This window comes from Pseudomonas sp. Z2-11 (assembly GCF_054161305.1).
In genome coordinates, this window is sequence record NZ_CP096395.1 from 1,129,155 (window position 1) to 1,147,237 (window position 18,083).

Here is an 18,083-nt window from a genome sequence, read left to right on the forward strand (position 1 = left end):
CGGTATTGCGTCGAATGGCCCCCACAAAGGTGACCGAGTATGGATGACCACGGACGTAGCCCTTCCTCCAACCAGCCAATCCTGTATGTACTCGATACCAACGTATTGATCCACGATCCAAACGCGCTGCTGAATTTCGAAGAACACCACGTCGCCATCCCGATGACCGTGCTCGAGGAGCTGGACAAGCTCAAGAGCGGCCATCACAGCGTGGCGGCTGAATGCCGGCAGGCGATCCGCCTGATCGACAAGACCCTGGGCGATGCCTCTCCAGAAGACGTTGAACTGGGGGTGCCGATCCAGCGCGGCAAGAGCGGCCCCAAGGGCCTGCTCTCGATCCTGATGAGCAAGCGCACCGAACCCAACCTGGTGCTGCCTGAACACCTGAACGACAACATCATCATCAACCAGTTGATCGACCTGCACGCGCGCAACAAGGATCAAGCCGTGGTGCTGGTGACCAAAGACATCAACATGCGCCTCAAGGCCCGCGCCTGCGGGATCGCGGCGGAGGACTACAGCACCGACCAACTGGTCGACGACGTATCGCTGTTGCCTAACGGCTACCACACCATGACCGGCTCCTTCTGGGACCGCGTGAGCAAGGTCGAGACCCGCCAGGACCATGGGCGCACCTGGCACCAGGTGCAACTGATCGACAACCTGCCGGCGGTGCACATCAACGAATTCATTATCGATGAACAAGGATTCGTCGGCTGGATCAAGGAAATCCAGGTCGACAAGCTGCTGATCCTCGACCTGCACCAGGAACCCCTGCTGCATCAGGAGGCGTGGGGCCTCAAGCCTCGCGACATCTACCAGAGCCTGGCGCTGTTCGCCTTGCTCGACCCGGACATCCACCTGGTCAACCTGTCCGGCGCCGCCGGTTCCGGCAAGACCATCCTGGCCCTCGCCGCCGCCATCGAACAGACCATGGTCAGCAAGCGCTACCGGCGCATCATCGCCACTCGCAGCGTGCAGGGCCTGGACCAGGAAATCGGCTTCCTGCCCGGTACCGAAGCGGAAAAAATGGAGCCGTGGCTGGGTGCAATTACCGACAACCTCGAAGCCTTGCACATGGATGACGAGAGCACCCATGGCAGCGTCGACTACATCCTCAGCAAAGTGCCGTTGCAGTTCAAATCCCTCAACTACATCCGAGGCCGCAGCTTCCAGCAGAGCCTGATCCTGATCGACGAATGCCAGAACCTGACCCCGCACCAGATGAAAACCATCATTACCCGTGCCGGCGCCGGTTCCAAAGTGGTGTGCCTGGGTAACCTGGCGCAGATCGACACCCCTTACCTGTCCGCGACCAGCTCCGGGCTGACCTACCTGACCGAACGCTTCAAGGACTTCCCCAACGGCGTCCACATCACCCTGCAGGGCGTACCGCGCTCGATCCTGGCCGAATACGCCGAATCTCATCTGTAACTCAAGCGAACCGGGCGGCCATCAAGGTCGCCCGGTTCTTTCATGCACCACATGACCCTGTGGGAGCGAGCCTGCTCGCGAATGCAGTATGTCAGCCAAATATTCTTATCTGATACACCGCCTTCGCGAGCAGGCTCGCTCCCACAAGGGATCTGCTGGGTTTGGCCAATTGTGGGTACGACAATCAACCCTGCCGGAATTTGACTCACAGGTTTACAATCGACGCTCCTGATCAGGAGTTACCCTGTGCTGACCCATCTCGATTCCCAAGGTCGCGCCAACATGGTCGACGTGACCGACAAGGCCGTGACGTTCCGCGAAGCCACCGCCGAAGCCTTTGTGCGCATGCTGCCCGATACTCTGCAAATGATCGTCAGCGGCGGCCATCCCAAGGGCGATGTGTTCGCCGTCGCGCGTATTGCCGGTATCCAGGCGGCAAAAAAAACCAGTGACCTGATCCCGCTCTGCCATCCGCTCATGCTCACCAGCGTCAAGGTCGAATTGACCGCCGAAGGCGAGGACCGGGTGCGCATCGTGGCCCGCTGCAAGCTGTCGGGACAGACCGGTGTCGAGATGGAGGCGCTCACCGCCGCCAGCGTCGCCGCGCTCACCCTCTACGACATGTGCAAGGCCGTAGACCGGGGCATGGCCATCGAGGGCGTGCGTGTGCTGGAAAAACTCGGCGGCAAGAGCGGCCACTTCCAGGCGGATGCGCCATGAACATCACCGTGAAGTTCTTTGCCCGTTATCGCGAAGCGCTCGGCGTGGATTCGCTGAAAGTGGAGGGCGTTTTCGCCACGGTTGACGATGTGCGCGCATTGCTCGCTCAGCGTGACGGAGCCGAGGTGCTGCGAGAGCAGAACCTGATGTGCGCCCGCAACGAAGACCTGTGCCAGCTCGATGAACCGCTGGCGGACGGCGACGAAGTGGCCTTCTTTCCCACCGTGACCGGAGGCTGAGCCATGGCGATTCGGGTGCAGGCCGAGCCGTTCGACCCGGGGGCCGAGGTCAATGCGATGCAGGCAGCAAATGTCGGCGTCGGCGCCGTGGTGAGTTTTGTCGGCTACGTGCGCGACTTCAATGACGGCCTCGATGTGTCCGGGATGTTTCTCGAGCATTATCCGGGCATGACCGAAAAAGCCCTGGGCAAGATCGCCACCGAGGCCGAGCAGCGCTGGCCGCTGCTCAAGCTTGAGGTATTGCACCGCATCGGCGCCCTGGAACCGGGTGAGCCGATCGTTTTTGTCGGCGCCGCCAGCGCCCATCGCCAGGCGGCATTTGACGCCTGCGCCTTTGTCATGGACTACCTGAAGACCCGCGCACCGTTCTGGAAAAAGGAAAATACCGCCGACGGCCCGCGTTGGGTCGAGGGGCGGGACAGTGATCATGCGGCGGCGGATCGCTGGAAGCGGTAGGCAACCTGTTGAACTACCAGGGTATCCAAGACGAAAAAAAGCGCAGCCTGGTTGGGCTGCGCTTTCGGTACTGTGAAGACGGTTAAGGTCGCTTGCGCTCGACCGGCCGCAACAGATGAGTCGGCGGCATCTCGCAACTGATCTTGCGGCCCAGCAGTGCCTCGATCGAGGGTAACTGGTAAGAATCATCCTCGCCGGCGAAGCTGATCGAAACCCCGGCGGCCCCGGCACGACCGGTGCGGCCGATACGGTGCACGTAGTCGTCCGGCACTTCCGGCAGGGTGAAATTGATCACGTGGCTGATGCCGTCGATGTGAATGCCGCGACCGGCCACGTCGGTGGCGACCAGCACGCGGATCTTGCCTTCGCGGAAACCTTCAAGTGTCTTGATGCGCTTGTGCTGCGGCACGTCGCCCGACAGTTGCGCGGCGTTGACGCCATCGCGCACCAGGCGTTCTTCGATGCGGCGCACTTCGTCCTTGCGGTTGGCGAAGACCATCACCCGCTCCCAACCGTTGTCGTTGACCAGGTTGTAGAGCAGTTTGTACTTGTCGGCACCGGCGACCGCGTAGATGTGCTGTTCGACATTTTCGCTGGCGACGTTTTCGGCTTCGATCTCGACGATTGCAGGATCGGTGGTCCATTGCTTGGCCAGGTTCATCACGTCTTCGGTGAAGGTGGCGGAAAACAGCAATGTCTGGCGTTCGTTTTTCGGCGGGGTCTGGCGAATGATCTGGCGTACCTGGGGTATGAAGCCCATGTCGAGCATTCGGTCGGCCTCGTCGAGCACCATCACTTCGACCATGTCCAGGTGCACGTCGCCGCGCTGGTTGAAGTCCAGCAGGCGTCCCGGCGTCGCCACGAGGATGTCGCAGTGGCGGGCCTCGAGGTGCTTGAGCTGCTTGTCGAAATCCATGCCGCCGACGAACGTCATCACGTTCAGGCCGGTGTACTTGGTCAGGTCGGCGGCATCCTTGGCGATCTGCACCACCAGCTCACGGGTTGGCGCGATGATCAGCGCCCGCGGCTCGCCCATGTAGCGTTCCTTGGGGGGCGGGGTCTGGAGCAACTGGGTGATGATCGAAATCAGGAACGCGGCGGTCTTGCCGGTGCCGGTCTGGGCACGACCGATAGCGTCCTTGCCGGCGAGGGTATAGCCCAGCACTTGCGCCTGGATCGGCGTGCAGTACGGGAAGCCCAGGTCCTGGATGGCATGCATCAGCTCGGGGGCGAGCTTGAAATCGTGGAAGCGGGTCTTGCCTTCCTGAGGTTCTACGACGAAGTCTTCGAGCTTCCAGGCAACGACCGGCGGTTTGGGTGCGCGCTCGCGACGTGGCTTTGGGGCTTCGCTGCGTGGTTTTTCCGGCTCGGATGCCGCCACGGGTTGCGCAACGGATGCGGTCGACGGCGATAGTTTTGCGTCCGCAACGGGGGCGGTCCGACGTGGTTGGTGCGCATCGGTGCGGCTCGCGCCGTGGGCGGGGGCGCTGGCTTCAGGCGCGAGTTGCTCGGCCTCGCTTTTACCGAACATCTTCTTGAGTGCTTTGAGCACGGTCATCTCATCGGTTGGTTAAGGAATGTACGCCGGCCAGTGTAATGCAAGAAACGGGCGCGGCGTAGTGTGATCATCAAAGCGCTGGCGTGGCTATCTGCCTCTTAGCGCAAGCGTTCCGCCAGCCAGGTACCGATGTCGCGAATCTCCTCGGGTAACACTTCGTGGCCCATTGGGTATTCTTGCCATGTCACGGTGACACCATGCTGCTTCAGATACTCTTTGGCGGTCCGGCCCATCGGGTTGAGTACCACTTCGTCGTACTGTCCGTGCAGCGCCAGTACCGGAATGCGTTGCTGGCTGGCCGACAACTGCAGTTCTTCGCCGAAAGTTGGCGCATAAGTGGACAGCGCAATCACGCCGCCCAGCGGTCCCTGCCACTTGACGAATGCCGTGTGATAAACCACTGCTCCGCCTTGGGAAAAACCTGCCAGGAAAATCCGCGAGGCGTCTATTCCGCTGGCTCGCTGGGTTTCCATCAGGTCGATGACCCGTTGTGCCGAGGCGTCCAGTTGTTGCTCGTCGATCGCCCGCGCCGGGCTCAAGGCACGAATGTCATACCAGCTGGGCATGGCGTAGCCACCATTGATGGTCACCGGTTGCGTCGGCGCCTGGGGCAATACGAAGCGCGTGGTCAGCAGGCTTTGCTGCAGCATTTCGGCGACCGGCATGAAGTCGTAGCGATCGGCGCCCAGGCCGTGGAGCCAGATAACGCACGCATCGGCGGTGCTGGAGGGCTCGAGAATCAAGGGGTCGGTCATGGTGTGCTCCAAAAATGTGCGGGTGCGCTCAATCAGTGCCTGATTGCGGTGCGCGCCTGGTGCCTCAGTTAATTAGATGTCGCAATGCTACAAGTTTTTGTCTTGACGTCGCCAGTAACGGACAAGCGCAGCGGTGTGGTACGGGCTTTGCTATTGGTTTAGCCGAATGATGATTCTTACGCAGCGCGGTAACACTATCAGCTCGACGCGACGCATGGGATATCAGAAATCCGGTGATGGATGTTCGCCAATAGCCGCTACGGGCTTCGCGAACGTGAAGGGCTACAGCCCGTTCGGCCGATTGGTGAGAAGTGAGTAAGGCGCCGTTTATAGCCGCTCTCATTTATTAGACTCATAGCGAAGGCCCAGACGTCGGTTGACCCTAAAAAAAGCCAACAAGGGTCGGCAATGCCTCAAAAGGGTGCGACAGGGTCCCAGCTCCGACACAACAAGAGCAAAACTGGAGGTTTGAATGAAGTTACTGAAATCCACCCTGGCAGTCGTGACTGCAGCAGCAGTTCTCGGTGTCAGCGGGTTCGCTCAGGCGGGTGCAACCCTGGATGCCGTGCAGAAGAAAGGTTTTGTGCAATGTGGTGTAAGTGATGGCCTGCCGGGTTTCTCGGTGCCTGATTCCACCGGCAAGATCGTGGGTATCGACGCTGACTTCTGCCGTGCCGTGGCCGCTGCGGTGTTTGGCGATGCGACCAAGGTCAAGTTCAGCCAGTTGAACGCCAAGGAGCGCTTCACCGCGCTGCAATCCGGCGAAATCGACATGCTGTCGCGCAACTCCACCATGACCAGCTCCCGTGATGCGGGCATGGGCTTGAAATTCCCGGGCTTCATTACCTACTACGACGGCATCGGCTTCCTGGCCAACAGCAAATTGGGCGTCAAGAGCGCCAAGGAACTGGACGGTGCAACCATCTGCATCCAGGCCGGTACCACCACCGAGCTGAACGTGTCCGACTACTTCCGCGCCAACGGCCTGAAGTACACCCCGATCACTTTCGACACCTCCGATGAAAGCGCCAAGTCGCTGGAATCCGGTCGTTGCGACGTGCTGACCTCCGACAAATCCCAACTGTTCGCCCAGCGCAGCAAGCTGGCTTCGCCGAAGGACTACGTGGTCCTGCCGGAAACCATCTCCAAGGAGCCACTGGGTCCGGTCGTGCGTAACGGCGACGACGAGTGGCTGGCCATCGTGCGTTGGACTGGCTTCGCCATGCTCAATGCCGAAGAAGCAGGCGTGACCTCGAAGAACGTCGAAGCTGAAGCCAAGTCCACCAAGAACCCGGACGTCGCTCGTATGCTGGGCGCTGACGGTGAATACGGTAAAGACCTGAAGCTGCCGAAAGACTGGGTTGTGCAGATCGTCAAGCAAGTCGGCAACTACGGTGAAATGTTCGAGCGCAACCTCGGCAAGGACACCCCGCTGCAGATCGATCGCGGTCTGAACGCTCTGTGGAACGCAGGCGGCATCCAATACGCACCACCAGTGCGCTGATGGTTCTATCACCCGGTGGGCCAACCACCGGGTGATGTTCTGTTCCATTCTTTGCGGGGCACTTCATGCAAAATTCAATCGGCGCACCTAAGCAGAGGCTCAGCCTCAGCGATCCACGAGTGCGTGCGTGGGTATTTCAGATCGTCACCATCGTGGCGGTTATTTCGCTGGGCTGGTTTCTGTTCGATAACACACAGACCAACCTGGAACACCGGGGCATCACGTCCGGTTTCGGCTTTCTGGAGCGCAGTGCCGGTTTCGGCATCGCCCAACACCTGATCGACTACACCGAAGCGGACAGTTATGCCCGCGTCTTTGTAATCGGTTTGCTCAACACCCTCCTGGTGACCTTCATTGGCGTGATTCTGGCGACCATCCTGGGGTTCATCATCGGCGTCGCACGCTTGTCGAAGAACTGGATAATCTCCAAGCTGGCGACCGTCTACGTGGAGGTCTTTCGTAACATCCCACCGCTGTTGCAGATCCTGTTCTGGTACTTCGCGGTATTCCTGACGATGCCGGGACCACGGGCTGCCCACAACTTCGGCGACACCTTCTTCGTCAGCAGCCGTGGCCTGAACATGCCGGCGGCGTTGATGGCCGAAGGGTTCTGGCCATTCGCGGTCAGCGTGGTGCTGGCGATTGTCGCCATCGTGCTGATGACCCGCTGGGCCAACAAGCGTTTCGAAGCGACCGGCGAGCCGTTCCATAAATTCTGGGTCGGCCTGGCGCTGTTCCTGGTGATCCCGGCGTTGTGCGCACTGATCTTCGGCGCGCCCGTGCATTGGGAAATGCCGCAGCTCAAGGGTTTCAACTTCGTCGGTGGCTGGGTTCTCATCCCGGAACTGCTGGCCTTGACCCTGGCGCTGACGGTGTACACCGCGGCGTTCATCGCCGAGATCGTGCGTTCTGGCATCAAGTCGGTCAGCCATGGCCAGACCGAGGCGGCTCACTCGCTGGGCCTGCGCAACGGTCCGACCCTGCGCAAGGTGATCATCCCGCAAGCCCTGCGCGTGATCATCCCGCCGCTGACCAGCCAATACTTGAACCTGGCGAAGAACTCTTCGCTGGCGGCCGGTATCGGTTATCCGGAAATGGTTTCGCTGTTTGCTGGCACGGTGTTGAACCAGACCGGTCAGGCCATCGAGGTGATCGCGATCACCATGAGCGTGTACCTGGCGATCAGTATCAGCATTTCCTTGCTGATGAACTGGTACAACAAGCGCATTGCGCTGATCGAGCGGTGAGGAAAAGCGCATGACATCCCATACTTTCAAACCTGATATGCCGCCACCGAGCAAAGTGTTCGGGCCGGTGGCATGGATGCGCGCGAACATGTTCTCCAGCTGGCTCAACACGCTGCTGACGTTGTTCGCGTTCTACCTGATCTACCTGATAGTTCCACCGATCCTCGGTTGGGCTATCCTCGATGCCAACTGGGTCGGCACCACCCAGGCCGACTGCACCAAGGAAGGCGCCTGCTGGGTGTTCATCCAACAGCGTTTCGGCCAGTTCATGTACGGCTATTACCCGACAGGCCTGCGCTGGCGCGTAGACCTGACGGTGTGGGCGGCAGTGCTTGGCGTGGCGCCGCTGTTCATCTCGCGCTTCCCGCGCAAGGCGATCTACGGCCTCAGCTTCCTGGTGCTGTACCCGATCATTGCCTGGTGCCTGCTGCACGGTGGCGTTTTCGGTCTCGATACCGTGGCGACCAGCCAGTGGGGCGGCCTGATGCTGACGTTGGTAATCGCCACCGTCGGTATCGTCGGTGCTCTGCCGCTGGGCATCGTCCTGGCCCTGGGCCGGCGCTCGAACATGCCGGCGATCCGCGTGGTCTGCGTGACCTTCATCGAGTTCTGGCGCGGCGTGCCGTTGATCACGGTGCTGTTCATGTCCTCGGTGATGCTGCCGTTGTTCCTGCCTGAGGGCATGAACTTCGACAAGCTGCTGCGGGCGCTGATCGGCGTGATCCTGTTCCAGTCGGCCTACGTGGCCGAAGTGGTGCGTGGCGGTCTGCAAGCGATTCCGAAGGGGCAATACGAAGCGGCCGCGGCGATGGGCCTGGGCTACTGGCGCAGCATGGGCCTGGTTATCCTTCCGCAGGCGCTGAAGATGGTGATCCCGGGGATCGTCAACACCTTCATCGCATTGTTCAAGGACACGAGCCTGGTGATCATCATCGGCCTGTTCGACTTGCTCAACAGCGTGAAACAAGCTGCCGCCGACCCGAAATGGCTGGGCATGGCCACTGAAGGCTATGTGTTTGCCGCCCTGGTGTTCTGGATTTTCTGTTTTGGTATGTCCCGCTATTCCATGCATTTGGAACGCAAGCTGGACACTGGCCACAAGCGTTAGGAGTTGACTCATGAGTGAAGCGATCAAACAGCCTGTGAGCCCTGAAGGCATTATTCAGATGCAGGGCGTGAACAAGTGGTACGGCCAGTTCCACGTGTTGAAAGACATCAACCTGAACGTCAAGCAGGGCGAGCGTATCGTGCTGTGCGGCCCGTCGGGTTCTGGCAAGTCCACCACCATCCGCTGCCTCAATCGCCTGGAAGAACACCAGCAGGGCCGCATCGTGGTCGACGGCGTGGAACTGACCAACGACCTCAAGCAGATCGAAGCGATCCGCCGCGAAGTCGGCATGGTGTTCCAGCACTTCAACCTGTTCCCGCACCTGACCATCCTGCAGAACTGCACCCTGGCGCCGATGTGGGTGCGCAAGATGCCCAAGCGCAAGGCCGAGGAAATCGCCATGCATTATCTGGAGCGCGTACGCATTCCGGAACAGGCGCACAAGTACCCGGGCCAGCTCTCTGGCGGTCAGCAGCAGCGCGTGGCGATTGCCCGTGCCCTGTGCATGAAACCGAAAATCATGCTGTTCGACGAACCGACCTCGGCCCTCGACCCGGAAATGGTGAAAGAGGTTCTGGACACCATGATCGGCCTGGCCGAAGACGGCATGACCATGCTGTGCGTGACCCACGAGATGGGCTTCGCCCGCACCGTGGCCAACCGCGTGATCTTCATGGACAAAGGCGAAATCGTTGAACAGGCTGCGCCGAATGACTTCTTCGACAACCCGCAGAATGACCGTACGAAGTTGTTCCTGAGCCAGATCCTGCACTGATCCGATCTCAGGCAGTGAAAATAGACCCGGACTTGTCCGGGTTTGTTTTTTTTCGGGTCAGAGATCCGCCGTGTCATGTTCCGGATGGCGACCCGACAACAGTTGCTGCAAATGGGCTTCGTCGTTCAGCGAGTGGACTTCAGCCATCAGGTGCGGATGCCGATCAAGCAGGCGCATCAGCAGGAATAACGACTGAGCCGGGGTAACTTCGCCGCGTTCATAACGGGAAAACGCGTTATGCCCGCCTCCGGATAGCAGCTTCACCGCGTCTTTTTGCGTGAGGTGCAGTTTGCGGCGGATGCGTTTGATTTCCGCACCTGTCGCCAGCGCGTAATCTTCCAGCAATTGGTCGCTGGCCCTGGAGTAACGTTCGGCGCTGTCAGTGTCGTGATCGAATTCGATTTCACCGCAGATCCGGCATTCCCATCCGGCAATATCGTGTACTTGCCGAGTCACCTGCCTGTAGTCGACCGTAAAGCTACGGCCTTTGAAATGATGCATCGCGTCGATGCTGCCGCAGCTGACACATTGCTGGAGTTTCATTGGTTTTTCTCCTTGAAGGAGACCACCGGATGCCCACCGCCGGGGCGGTAAGTCACCTTGATGTAAATCTCCCGATCCTGAAATGTTGTGTGATAGACGTCTTGCCAGATTCGGTGATCGGCATACGTGGTCATCGATTTATGCAGCATCCTGTATTCCAACAGGTGAACGATCCGCAGCATCCGGGCGAGACTCAACATCATCCTTCGTCCGCCTTCGCGGGCGTTCAATGTGAACGCCTTGCTTCCCAACCTGTGAACCTCGGCCTTGACCACTGTCAGGTCGTAATGGGGTGTGCTCTTTTCCATAAGAAGCCGTTTGCCTTGTCTCAATGATTACCCGTAAAGGGTAAATCTGACTAATCGAAAATTCGGATTCTTTGCCTCCAATAAAACGTAGGCGGTTGCCGTCCTACACGAAGCTGACTAACATGTCAGAAAATTCATCCCATGATTGGATGAAAAGGCGAGCCCCATGTCAGAAATGTCCCCGCTAATAAAGCGCTCCCTGGTCGATCAAGCCTTGGAGCAACTGCGCCAACGCATCAGCGACGGCGTGTGGGCTGTCGGCCAGCGCTTGCCTACCGAGCCGGAATTGGTCGCCGAGCTAGGCATCAGCCGAAACACGGTGCGCGAAGCCATGCGCGTACTGGCGTTTTCCGGATTGATCGAGATTCGTCAGGGCGACGGCAGTTACGTGCGTGCGGTCGTCGACCCGCTGGACACGCTCAAGGCGCTCTCCCGTTGCTCGTTGGAGCAGGCCCGGGAAACCCGGCACATCCTTGAAGTCGAGGCCATCGGCCTGGCGGCGCTACGGCGCACCGAGGACGATCTGCTTGCCTTGCGCCAGGCGCTGAAAACCAGCGGCGAGCATTATCACGGCGACCTGGAGCACTACATCGCCTGCGACCTGGTGTTCCATCGCCTGCTCGTGGACGCCGCGCACAACCCGGCCCTGAGCGAGCTGTATCGCTATTTCTCCAGCGTGATCGGCGCTCAGTTGCGTCAGAGCCTCAATATCATTCCGCGCCATCAACACGTGTTCGACCTGCACATCGAAATCCTCGAAGCCGTCGAACGCCAGGATCCGGAGCGGGCCAAGACCCTCTGCCGGCAGTTGATCAATGAACCCTGAACCCGAGCTTTCCATGTCCCGCGATCCGCTTGACCGCACTACCGCAACGCCGAACAAACGCGGCGCCGAACTCGAAGAATTGCTGATCGACGCCGAGGCGGACGACGAGCAGGCCCAGCAGAGCCACCCGCTGGTGCGCCGGCCCTGGTTGCTGCTGCTAGGCCTGATCCTGGTCGCGTTGAACCTGCGCCCGGCCTTGTCGAGCATGGCACCGCTGCTCAGCGACGTGTCGAAAAGCCTTGGCCTGTCGGCTGCCCAGGCCGGTCTGCTGACAACCTTGCCAGTGCTCTGCCTGGGCCTGTTCGCGCCATTGGCGCCAGTGCTGGCGCGGCGCTTCGGCGCTGAACGAGTGGTGCTCGGGATCCTGCTCACGCTGGCTGGCGGCATCATCCTGCGCAGCTCGTTCGGCCAGTTCGGCCTGTTCGCGGGCAGCATCCTCGCTGGCGCCAGCATCGGTGTGATCGGCGTGTTGCTGCCGGGCATCGTCAAGCGCGACTTCGCCAAGCAGGCCGGCACCATGACCGGTGTCTACACCATGGCGCTGTGCCTGGGTGCGGCGATGGCGGCCGGCGCGACGGTGCCATTGAGCGAACATCTGGGCCATGACTGGGCCCTCGGCCTGGGCTTCTGGATGCTGCCGGCCCTGCTGGCCGCCGTGTTCTGGCTGCCGCAAGTGGGCCAGAAACACGGGGCGCATCAAGCGGCGTATCGTGTCCGCGGGTTGCTGCGTGATCCCCTGGCCTGGCAGGTGACCTTGTACATGGGGCTGCAATCGTCCCTGGCCTACATCGTGTTCGGCTGGCTGCCGTCGATCCTCATCGGTCGCGGGCTGACCCCGACCCAGGCGGGGCTCGTGTTGTCCGGCTCGGTAATCGTGCAACTGGTCAGCTCCCTCGCGGCGCCCTGGCTGGCAACGCGCGGCAAGGACCAGCGCCTGGCCATCGTGGTCGTCATGCTGATGGTGCTCGGCGGGCTGTTCGGCTGTCTCTATGCGCCCATCGACGGGTTGTGGGGCTGGGCGATTCTGTTGGGCCTGGGGCAGGGCGCGACATTCGCCCTGGCTCTGACGCTGATCGTGCTGCGTTCGCGCGACGCTCATGTGGCCGCCAACCTCTCCGGCATGGCCCAGGGTTTTGGTTATACGTTGGCGTCATTGGGGCCGTTCGCGGTCGGCGTGGTACATGACTTGACCGGCGGCTGGAATGCGCTGGGCTGGATCTTTGGCCTGGTTGGCCTGGGCGCGATCATCGCCGGCCTCGGCGCCGGTCGAGCGTTGTATGTCGGTGTCGTCAGCGAAAGAGTCGGCGAGCTTCGCTGATGTCATTTTCATAGCGAATGACGATAGTGTTCCTCGCGGCGGCAGATTATCGTGCAGGCCTTACTGAAACGATTTCCGGAGTCCGTCCATGAGCGATGCCCACACAGCCCTGATCATCCGGTTCTACCAGGCATTCCAGCGCCTCGATGCCGAGGCCATGAGCGCCTGCTACACCGATGACGTGGTGTTCAGTGATCCGGCCTTTGGCGAACTGCGTGGGCGCGATGCCGGCGACATGTGGCGCATGCTCACCACGCGGGCCAAGGATTTTTCCCTGACGTTCGATAACGTGCGCAGCGACGAACGTTCCGGCGGCGCCCATTGGGTGGCGACTTATCTGTTCAGCCAGACCGGCAATACAGTGGTCAACGACATCCAGGCGCGCTTCGTGTTTCGTGACGGCAAGATCTACGAGCACCACGATCATTTCGACCTGTGGCGCTGGTCGCGCCAGGCCTTGGGCACCAAAGGCCTGCTGTTGGGCTGGACACCGCTGGTGCGCAACGCCGTCCGCGCCCAGGCGCTCAAGGGGCTGCGGGCGTTCCAGGCCAGTCGCTGATAAGATCGCGGCTTGTTTCCATCGCGGCTGTTGAATATTTCCGTGACCACCGTCGAATCATCCCCCGGCCTCGCTGCCCCCGCCACACCCGAACCGGCCAAGCCCTGGTTCGTCTACCTGGTGCGCGCCGCCAACGGCTCGCTGTACTGCGGCATCAGCGATGACCCGGTGCGGCGTTTCACCAAGCACCAGAGCGGCAAGGGCGCGCGTTTTTTCCTCTCCAGCCCGGCGGTCGCGCTGGTCTATACCGAGGCCTGCCGTGACAAGGGCGAGGCGTTGCGGCAGGAGCGGTTGATCAAAAAGCTCAAGAAAAGCGCCAAGGAATGCTTGGTGGCCAGTGCGCTGTCGCTTCATCAGCCAGGCTGATAGGCCTTCATCAGGCCGGTAGGCTGGTCCGGTCAGGCGCGCTAAGCTGCAAGACTTCATCCCAGCAGTGGCGAATCTCATGTCTGAACTGATCCTCCATCATTACCCAACCTCCCCATTCGCAGAGAAAGCCCGCCTGTTGCTGGGTTTCAAAGGCTTGTCCTGGCGTTCGGTAGGTATCCCGCCAATGATGCCCAAGCCGGACCTGACGGCCTTGACCGGCGGTTACCGCAAGACGCCGGTGTTGCAGATCGGCGCTGACATCTACTGCGACACGGCGTTGATAGCCCGGCGGCTGGAGCAGGAGAAAGCCTCGCCGGCGCTGTTTCCCGAGGGCCGGGAAATGATCGCTGCGTCCTTTGCGGCATGGGCGGATTCGGTGGTGTTTCAGCATGCGGTAAGCCTGGTGTTCCAGCCGGAATCGGTGGCGGTGCGTTTTGCCAAGTTGCCGCCCGAGGCGATCAAGGCGTTCATCAGCGACCGTGCCGGGCTGTTCAGTGGCGGCACGGCCACGCGTCTGTCCGCCGAGCAGGCCAAGCATCAATGGCCTGTGATCATGGCGCGCCTGGAGCAGCAGTTGCAGCGTGAAGACGGCGACTTCCTGCTAGGCGATCCGTCGATTGTCGACTTTGCCATGGCGCATCCGCTGTGGTTCCTCAAGGGCACGCCTGTCACTTCACCTTTGGTGGATGCTCATCCGGCGGTATCGGCGTGGCTGGCGCGGGTGTTGGGTTTCGGTCACGGTGCGTCGAGCCAGATGAGTTCCGAAGAAGCCCTGGAGGTGGCTCGCAATGCGACGCCAGCAGCGTTGCCGGATGAGTCATTCGAGGAGCCGAACGGGTTTGTGGCGGGGCAGCGGGTGAGCATCGCGGCGACGGATTACGGTGTCGATCCGGTGGTTGGGGAGTTGTTGTTTGCCGGTAGCGAAGAATTGATTCTGCGTCGTCAGGACGAGCGTGGCGGGGTGGTGCATGTGCACTTTCCGCGGTTCGGGTTTCGCATCGAGGCGGTTTGATTTTTGCTGAGGTGGTGACTGGGCTTCCGCTTTCGCGAGCAGGCTCGCTCCCACATTTGGCCGGGGGTGAGCCCAGGATTTGTGTTTGCCGCAATCACTGTGGGAGCGAGCCTGCTCGCGATGGGGTCATCAGGGCCGACATCACTGTTGGCTGGTAGAACTTATGTCGCGGCTAGGATTGAACACCCGCTCGATCTTGCCCCAGTTCTGGTACGCGACCACCACCAGCAGAACCAGCAGGCACTTTTTCAGTACCCGAGTGAGCATCAGTTACGCCGCTTGAGCTGATCGGTCAGCGAGGTCGGTAGACCCTTGATGATCAGCGTGCCGGCCTCTTCGTCGTATTCGATCTTCGAGCCCAGCAGATGCGCTTCGAAGCTGATGGACAAGCCTTCGGCGCGGCCGGTGAAGCGGCGGAACTGATTGAGGGTGCGTTTATCCGCCGGAATTTCCGGCGACAGGCCGTAGTCCTTGTTGCGGATGTGATCGTAGAACGCTTTCGGGCGCTCTTCGTCGATCAGCTCCGAGAGCTCTTCCAGGCCCATCGGCTCGCCGAGCTTGGCCTGGCTGCTGGCGTAGTCCACCAGGGTCTTGGTTTTCTCCCGGGCGTCGTCTTCGGGCAGGTCTTCGCTTTCGACGAAGTCGCTGAAAGCCTTGAGCAGGGTGCGGGTTTCGCCGGGGCCGTCGACGCCTTCCTGGCAACCGATGAAGTCGCGAAAGTACTCCGAAACCTTCTTGCCGTTCTTGCCCTTGATGAACGAGATGTACTGCCTGGACTGTTTGTTGTTCTGCCATTCCGACACGTTGATCCGCGCCGCCAGGTGCAACTGGCCCAGGTCCAGGTGGCGCGACGGGGTCACGTCCAGCTCGTCAGTCACGGCTACGCCTTCGCTGTGGTGCAGCAGGGCGATCGCCAGGTAGTCGGTCATGCCTTGCTGGTAATGAGCGAACAGCACGTGGCCGCCCACCGACAGGTTGGATTCTTCCATCAGCTTTTGCAGGTGTTCCACCGCCACGCGACTGAACGCAGTGAAGTCCTTGCCGCCGTCGAGGTATTCCTTCAGCCAGCCGCTGAACGGATGCGCCCCGGATTCGGCATGGAAGAAGCCCCAGGCCTTGCCTTGCTTGGCGTTGTAGCTCTCGTTGAGGTCGGCGAGCATGTTCTCGATGGCCGTGGACTCCGCCAGTTCGGAGTCGCGGGCATGGAGCACAGCGGGCGTGCCGTCGGGTTTTTTGTCGATCAGGTGGACGATGCAATGACGGATCGGCATGGATTTCTCGGCTGATGAAAGAGGGGAGGGCGCGCTCCCCGAAAAAGGGCCCAGTGTACCGCAATCACTGGTTTTGGAACGTGGTGAAGGCCCTTTCAGACCGGTCTGACACCCGGTGAGCATTTTTTTACCGATTTAGCGCAATAAAGCTGACCAAATGGGTAGGTAGAGGCGGATATTTCACAGGCGTTGTGCTAGTTTTGCCCGGTCTTACGCGAAGTCACTGCGTTAAGCGTGCATTCAGCATTTGTCAGGTCGAACCAAACCCGGATTTCGGCATCTATTACCCCGATCCGTCGTGGTGATGACCGAGGGCGGCTGATCAGATAGATCGGCTCGATGGCTGACACTGCACTCTGCAATCCATATGAATTTGATAGGGAAGGAACACTACATGGCTCTTACTAAAGACCAACTGATCGCTGATTTGGCTGAATCTGTAGACGCACCAAAAGCTACCGTGCGTGCGCTGCTGGACCAACTGGGCCAAGTGGTTGCCGATCAGCTGGAAAACGGCGGCGAACTGACCTTGCCAGGTGTTGGCAAGCTGAAAGTCACCGAGCGTCCTGCCCGTACCGGTCGCAACCCTTCGACTGGCGCAGCCATCGAAATCCCGGCCAAGAAAGTGATCAAGCTGGTTGTGGCCAAAGGCCTGACCGACGCGGTCAACAAGTAAGATCGTTTTATGAAAAACCGTGCCGCGGAGCGATCCGGGCACGGTTTTTTGTTGTCTTGAAAAAGTGGCCAGTGGTCAGTAATGCTATTCACTCAAGAAAAACGACGTACCTGTGGCGAGGGAGCTTGCTCCCGCTCGGCTGCGAAGCAGTCGTATTCCGGCGGGTACGGTGTGTTTGATGCTGCGTATTCGGCAGGTTTTGGGGCCGCTACGCAGCCCAGCGGGAGCAAGCTCCCTCGCCACGGGAATGTCGATACCTTAAGTGAACCGCATCAGGCTGTGTTGAGGGAGGTTCAGTCCTTGCGAGCCCAGCGCGCCTGGCGCCAGGCTTGTTGCTGCGCCTGGTCCTGAAAGGTCCAGGCCACGAACCGACTCTGCTTCTGCCCCTGGGACATTTCCACCACCTGGCTGTGCAGCGCTCCGGCCTTCTTCAGCGCGGCTTGAATTGCCGGCAGGTTCGACGCCTTCGATACCAGCGTGCTGAACCACAGCACTTGCCCGGCGATCTGGGCGCTCTCACTGATCAACTGCGTGACGAAGCGCGCCTCGCCACCCTCGCACCACAGCTCCGCCGCCTGGCCGCCGAAATTCAAGACTGGCAACTTGCGCTTCGGATCCGCCTTGCCCAGTGCCCGCCATTTTCGCTGGCTGCCCTTGGTGGCTTCCTCCAGGGAGGCGTGGAACGGCGGGTTGCACATCGTCAGGTCGAACCGTTCGGTACTTTCCAGAAGCCCCGACAGGATGTGCTTGCGGTTGGGTTGCTGGCGCAGCTGGATGGCTTTGTTCAGGCCGTTGGACTGGACGATGGCCTTGGCCGACGCGATTGCCGTCGGGTCGATTTCCGAGCCCAGGAAGTGCCAGCGGTAATCGCTGTAGCCGATCAGCGGATAAACGCAGTTGGCGCCGGTGCCAACGTCCAGCACCTTGACCGCCGCGCCGCGAGGGATTTCGCCTTCATTGTGGCTGGCGAGCAGGTCGGCGAGAAAATGCACGTAGTCGGCGCGCCCCGGCACGGGAGGGCACAGGTAGTCAGCCGGAATGTCCCAATAGGCGATGCCATAAAAGGACTTGAGCAGCGCCCGGTTGAACACTCGCACCGCCTCGGGGCTGGCGAAGTCGATGCTTTCCTTGCCGTAGGGATTGATGATCACGAACTTCGCCAGTTCCGGTGTGCTCTTGATCAGCGCCGGGAAGTCGTAGTGGCCCTGATGGCGATTGCGCGGATGCAGGCTGGCCTTCTCCCGCGGCGCTTTGGCCTCGGCGACGGGCTTGGGCTTCTGGCGGGGAGGGCGGGGAGGGCGAGGAGCGGTCATGGCGGGTCGATTCAGGGCTGGCTCAAAAAGTGGCGGGCATTGTCCCACATTCGGCGCGGTCTTGATGACTGCGCTATTCAAATGAGCGGGGG

At 60.6% G+C, this 18,083-nt stretch carries 20 protein-coding genes and 1 pseudogene; 14 read left to right on the forward strand and 7 right to left on the reverse strand.

Annotated features, from left to right (window positions below):
* Positions 1–39: 39 nt before the first annotated feature.
* From M1E16_RS04890 to moaE, 4 genes are all read left to right on the forward strand, one after another.
* Positions 40–1,434, forward strand: coding sequence for a PhoH family protein (locus M1E16_RS04890; RefSeq protein WP_072408927.1), 1,395 nt, complete (start codon positions 40–42; stop codon positions 1,432–1,434).
* Positions 1,435–1,680: 246 nt separating this feature from the next.
* A complete protein-coding gene (gene moaC, locus M1E16_RS04895) occupies positions 1,681–2,154 on the forward strand; it encodes a cyclic pyranopterin monophosphate synthase MoaC (protein WP_458129325.1) in 474 nt (157 codons plus the stop codon).
* Positions 2,151–2,393, forward strand: coding sequence for a MoaD/ThiS family protein (locus M1E16_RS04900; RefSeq protein ID WP_305496595.1), 243 nt, complete (start codon positions 2,151–2,153; stop codon positions 2,391–2,393). Before moaC ends, M1E16_RS04900 begins: the two co-directional genes overlap by 4 nt.
* 3 nt (positions 2,394–2,396) lie before the next feature.
* Positions 2,397–2,849 (forward strand): molybdopterin synthase catalytic subunit MoaE, encoded by a 453-nt coding sequence (gene moaE, locus M1E16_RS04905; protein ID WP_305496593.1) that lies wholly within the window; start codon positions 2,397–2,399, stop codon positions 2,847–2,849.
* A gap of 82 nt (positions 2,850–2,931) precedes the next feature.
* On the opposite strand, the gene rhlB is transcribed toward moaE, so the two are convergent.
* Positions 2,932–4,407 carry an ATP-dependent RNA helicase RhlB gene (rhlB, locus tag M1E16_RS04910; protein WP_458129326.1) on the reverse strand — a complete coding sequence of 492 codons (1,476 nt, stop codon included), beginning with the start codon at positions 4,405–4,407 and terminating at the stop codon, positions 2,932–2,934.
* 98 nt (positions 4,408–4,505) lie between these two features.
* Positions 4,506–5,162, reverse strand: a complete 657-nt coding sequence (locus M1E16_RS04915) for an alpha/beta hydrolase (protein ID WP_434653596.1) — start codon at positions 5,160–5,162, stop codon at positions 4,506–4,508.
* 472 nt (positions 5,163–5,634) lie between these two features.
* Here M1E16_RS04915 and M1E16_RS04920 point away from each other — a divergent pair, with 472 nt between their 5' ends.
* From M1E16_RS04920 to M1E16_RS04935, 4 genes are all read left to right on the forward strand, one after another.
* Complete coding sequence (locus tag M1E16_RS04920; RefSeq protein WP_053124867.1) at positions 5,635–6,666, forward strand: amino acid ABC transporter substrate-binding protein; 1,032 nt, start codon at positions 5,635–5,637, stop codon at positions 6,664–6,666.
* Between the two features lie 65 nt (positions 6,667–6,731).
* The gene (locus M1E16_RS04925; protein ID WP_458129327.1) at positions 6,732–7,913 is read left to right on the forward strand and encodes an amino acid ABC transporter permease; all 1,182 of its coding nucleotides are present in this window, start codon (positions 6,732–6,734) and stop codon (positions 7,911–7,913) included.
* Between the two features lie 10 nt (positions 7,914–7,923).
* Entirely contained in the window at positions 7,924–9,021 is a 1,098-nt protein-coding gene (locus M1E16_RS04930; protein WP_186705160.1) for an amino acid ABC transporter permease, read from the forward strand.
* Between the two features lie 10 nt (positions 9,022–9,031).
* Entirely contained in the window at positions 9,032–9,796 is a 765-nt protein-coding gene (locus M1E16_RS04935) for an amino acid ABC transporter ATP-binding protein (RefSeq protein ID WP_003178331.1), read from the forward strand.
* A gap of 57 nt (positions 9,797–9,853) precedes the next feature.
* Here the strand turns inward: M1E16_RS04935 and M1E16_RS04940 are convergent, their stop codons facing one another.
* Positions 9,854–10,339, reverse strand: a complete 486-nt coding sequence (locus M1E16_RS04940) for a type II toxin-antitoxin system MqsA family antitoxin (RefSeq protein WP_458129328.1) — start codon at positions 10,337–10,339, stop codon at positions 9,854–9,856.
* Positions 10,336–10,647, reverse strand: a complete 312-nt coding sequence (locus tag M1E16_RS04945) for a type II toxin-antitoxin system MqsR family toxin (RefSeq protein WP_434625899.1) — start codon at positions 10,645–10,647, stop codon at positions 10,336–10,338. Before M1E16_RS04945 ends, M1E16_RS04940 begins: the two co-directional genes overlap by 4 nt.
* Positions 10,648–10,813: 166 nt before the next feature.
* Here M1E16_RS04945 and M1E16_RS04950 point away from each other — a divergent pair, with 166 nt between their 5' ends.
* From M1E16_RS04950 to M1E16_RS04970, 5 genes are all read left to right on the forward strand, one after another.
* A complete protein-coding gene (locus M1E16_RS04950) occupies positions 10,814–11,473 on the forward strand; it encodes a FadR/GntR family transcriptional regulator (RefSeq protein WP_434695762.1) in 660 nt (219 codons plus the stop codon).
* Positions 11,463–12,791 carry a CynX/NimT family MFS transporter gene (locus M1E16_RS04955; protein ID WP_458129329.1) on the forward strand — a complete coding sequence of 443 codons (1,329 nt, stop codon included), beginning with the start codon at positions 11,463–11,465 and terminating at the stop codon, positions 12,789–12,791. Before M1E16_RS04950 ends, M1E16_RS04955 begins: the two co-directional genes overlap by 11 nt.
* Before the next feature lie 88 nt (positions 12,792–12,879).
* Positions 12,880–13,350 (forward strand): nuclear transport factor 2 family protein, encoded by a 471-nt coding sequence (locus tag M1E16_RS04960; RefSeq protein ID WP_458129330.1) that lies wholly within the window; start codon positions 12,880–12,882, stop codon positions 13,348–13,350.
* Positions 13,351–13,392: 42 nt separating this feature from the next.
* Complete coding sequence (locus M1E16_RS04965; protein WP_458129331.1) at positions 13,393–13,716, forward strand: GIY-YIG nuclease family protein; 324 nt, start codon at positions 13,393–13,395, stop codon at positions 13,714–13,716.
* Between the two features lie 79 nt (positions 13,717–13,795).
* A complete protein-coding gene (locus tag M1E16_RS04970) occupies positions 13,796–14,731 on the forward strand; it encodes a glutathione S-transferase family protein (protein ID WP_458129332.1) in 936 nt (311 codons plus the stop codon).
* A gap of 147 nt (positions 14,732–14,878) precedes the next feature.
* Here the strand turns inward: M1E16_RS04970 and M1E16_RS04975 are convergent.
* A pseudogene (locus M1E16_RS04975) lies at positions 14,879–14,998 on the reverse strand (glutaredoxin family protein); the annotation flags it as partial.
* Positions 14,998–16,002 (reverse strand): nucleoid-associated protein YejK, encoded by a 1,005-nt coding sequence (gene yejK, locus M1E16_RS04980; RefSeq protein ID WP_420765369.1) that lies wholly within the window; start codon positions 16,000–16,002, stop codon positions 14,998–15,000. The gene yejK and the pseudogene M1E16_RS04975, both read right to left, overlap by 1 nt.
* Positions 16,003–16,396: 394 nt before the next feature.
* On the opposite strand from yejK, the gene M1E16_RS04985 reads away from it, so the two are divergent.
* Entirely contained in the window at positions 16,397–16,678 is a 282-nt protein-coding gene (locus M1E16_RS04985; protein WP_030139622.1) for an HU family DNA-binding protein, read from the forward strand.
* Between the two features lie 293 nt (positions 16,679–16,971).
* Here M1E16_RS04985 and rlmF read toward each other — a convergent pair whose 3' ends face one another.
* Positions 16,972–17,991: a 23S rRNA (adenine(1618)-N(6))-methyltransferase RlmF gene (gene rlmF, locus M1E16_RS04990; RefSeq protein WP_434673601.1), complete on the reverse strand. Its 1,020-nt coding sequence runs from the start codon at positions 17,989–17,991 to the stop codon at positions 16,972–16,974.
* Positions 17,992–18,083: the final 92 nt, after the last annotated feature.

Excerpts from the sequence above, each read along its gene's own strand:
- moaE (WP_305496593.1), top strand. The coding sequence starts at position 2,397 with ATGGCGATTCGGGTGCAGGCCGAGCCGTTCGACCCGGGGGCCGAGGTC.
- M1E16_RS04900 (WP_305496595.1), top strand. The coding sequence starts at position 2,151 with ATGAACATCACCGTGAAGTTCTTTGCCCGTTATCGCGAAGCGCTCGGC.
- M1E16_RS04945 (WP_434625899.1), bottom strand. The coding sequence starts at position 10,647 with ATGGAAAAGAGCACACCCCATTACGACCTGACAGTGGTCAAGGCCGAG.
- M1E16_RS04935 (WP_003178331.1), top strand. The coding sequence starts at position 9,032 with ATGAGTGAAGCGATCAAACAGCCTGTGAGCCCTGAAGGCATTATTCAG.
- M1E16_RS04950 (WP_434695762.1), top strand. The coding sequence starts at position 10,814 with ATGTCAGAAATGTCCCCGCTAATAAAGCGCTCCCTGGTCGATCAAGCC.
- M1E16_RS04940 (WP_458129328.1), bottom strand. The coding sequence starts at position 10,339 with ATGAAACTCCAGCAATGTGTCAGCTGCGGCAGCATCGACGCGATGCAT.
- M1E16_RS04985 (WP_030139622.1), top strand. The coding sequence starts at position 16,397 with ATGGCTCTTACTAAAGACCAACTGATCGCTGATTTGGCTGAATCTGTA.
- M1E16_RS04925 (WP_458129327.1), top strand. The coding sequence starts at position 6,732 with ATGCAAAATTCAATCGGCGCACCTAAGCAGAGGCTCAGCCTCAGCGAT.
- rhlB (WP_458129326.1), bottom strand. The coding sequence starts at position 4,407 with ATGACCGTGCTCAAAGCACTCAAGAAGATGTTCGGTAAAAGCGAGGCC.
- M1E16_RS04920 (WP_053124867.1), top strand. The coding sequence starts at position 5,635 with ATGAAGTTACTGAAATCCACCCTGGCAGTCGTGACTGCAGCAGCAGTT.
- M1E16_RS04915 (WP_434653596.1), bottom strand. The coding sequence starts at position 5,162 with ATGACCGACCCCTTGATTCTCGAGCCCTCCAGCACCGCCGATGCGTGC.
- M1E16_RS04930 (WP_186705160.1), top strand. The coding sequence starts at position 7,924 with ATGACATCCCATACTTTCAAACCTGATATGCCGCCACCGAGCAAAGTG.
- M1E16_RS04955 (WP_458129329.1), top strand. The coding sequence starts at position 11,463 with ATGAACCCTGAACCCGAGCTTTCCATGTCCCGCGATCCGCTTGACCGC.
- M1E16_RS04960 (WP_458129330.1), top strand. The coding sequence starts at position 12,880 with ATGAGCGATGCCCACACAGCCCTGATCATCCGGTTCTACCAGGCATTC.
- M1E16_RS04970 (WP_458129332.1), top strand. The coding sequence starts at position 13,796 with ATGTCTGAACTGATCCTCCATCATTACCCAACCTCCCCATTCGCAGAG.
- rlmF (WP_434673601.1), bottom strand. The coding sequence starts at position 17,991 with ATGACCGCTCCTCGCCCTCCCCGCCCTCCCCGCCAGAAGCCCAAGCCC.
- yejK (WP_420765369.1), bottom strand. The coding sequence starts at position 16,002 with ATGCCGATCCGTCATTGCATCGTCCACCTGATCGACAAAAAACCCGAC.
- M1E16_RS04890 (WP_072408927.1), top strand. The coding sequence starts at position 40 with ATGGATGACCACGGACGTAGCCCTTCCTCCAACCAGCCAATCCTGTAT.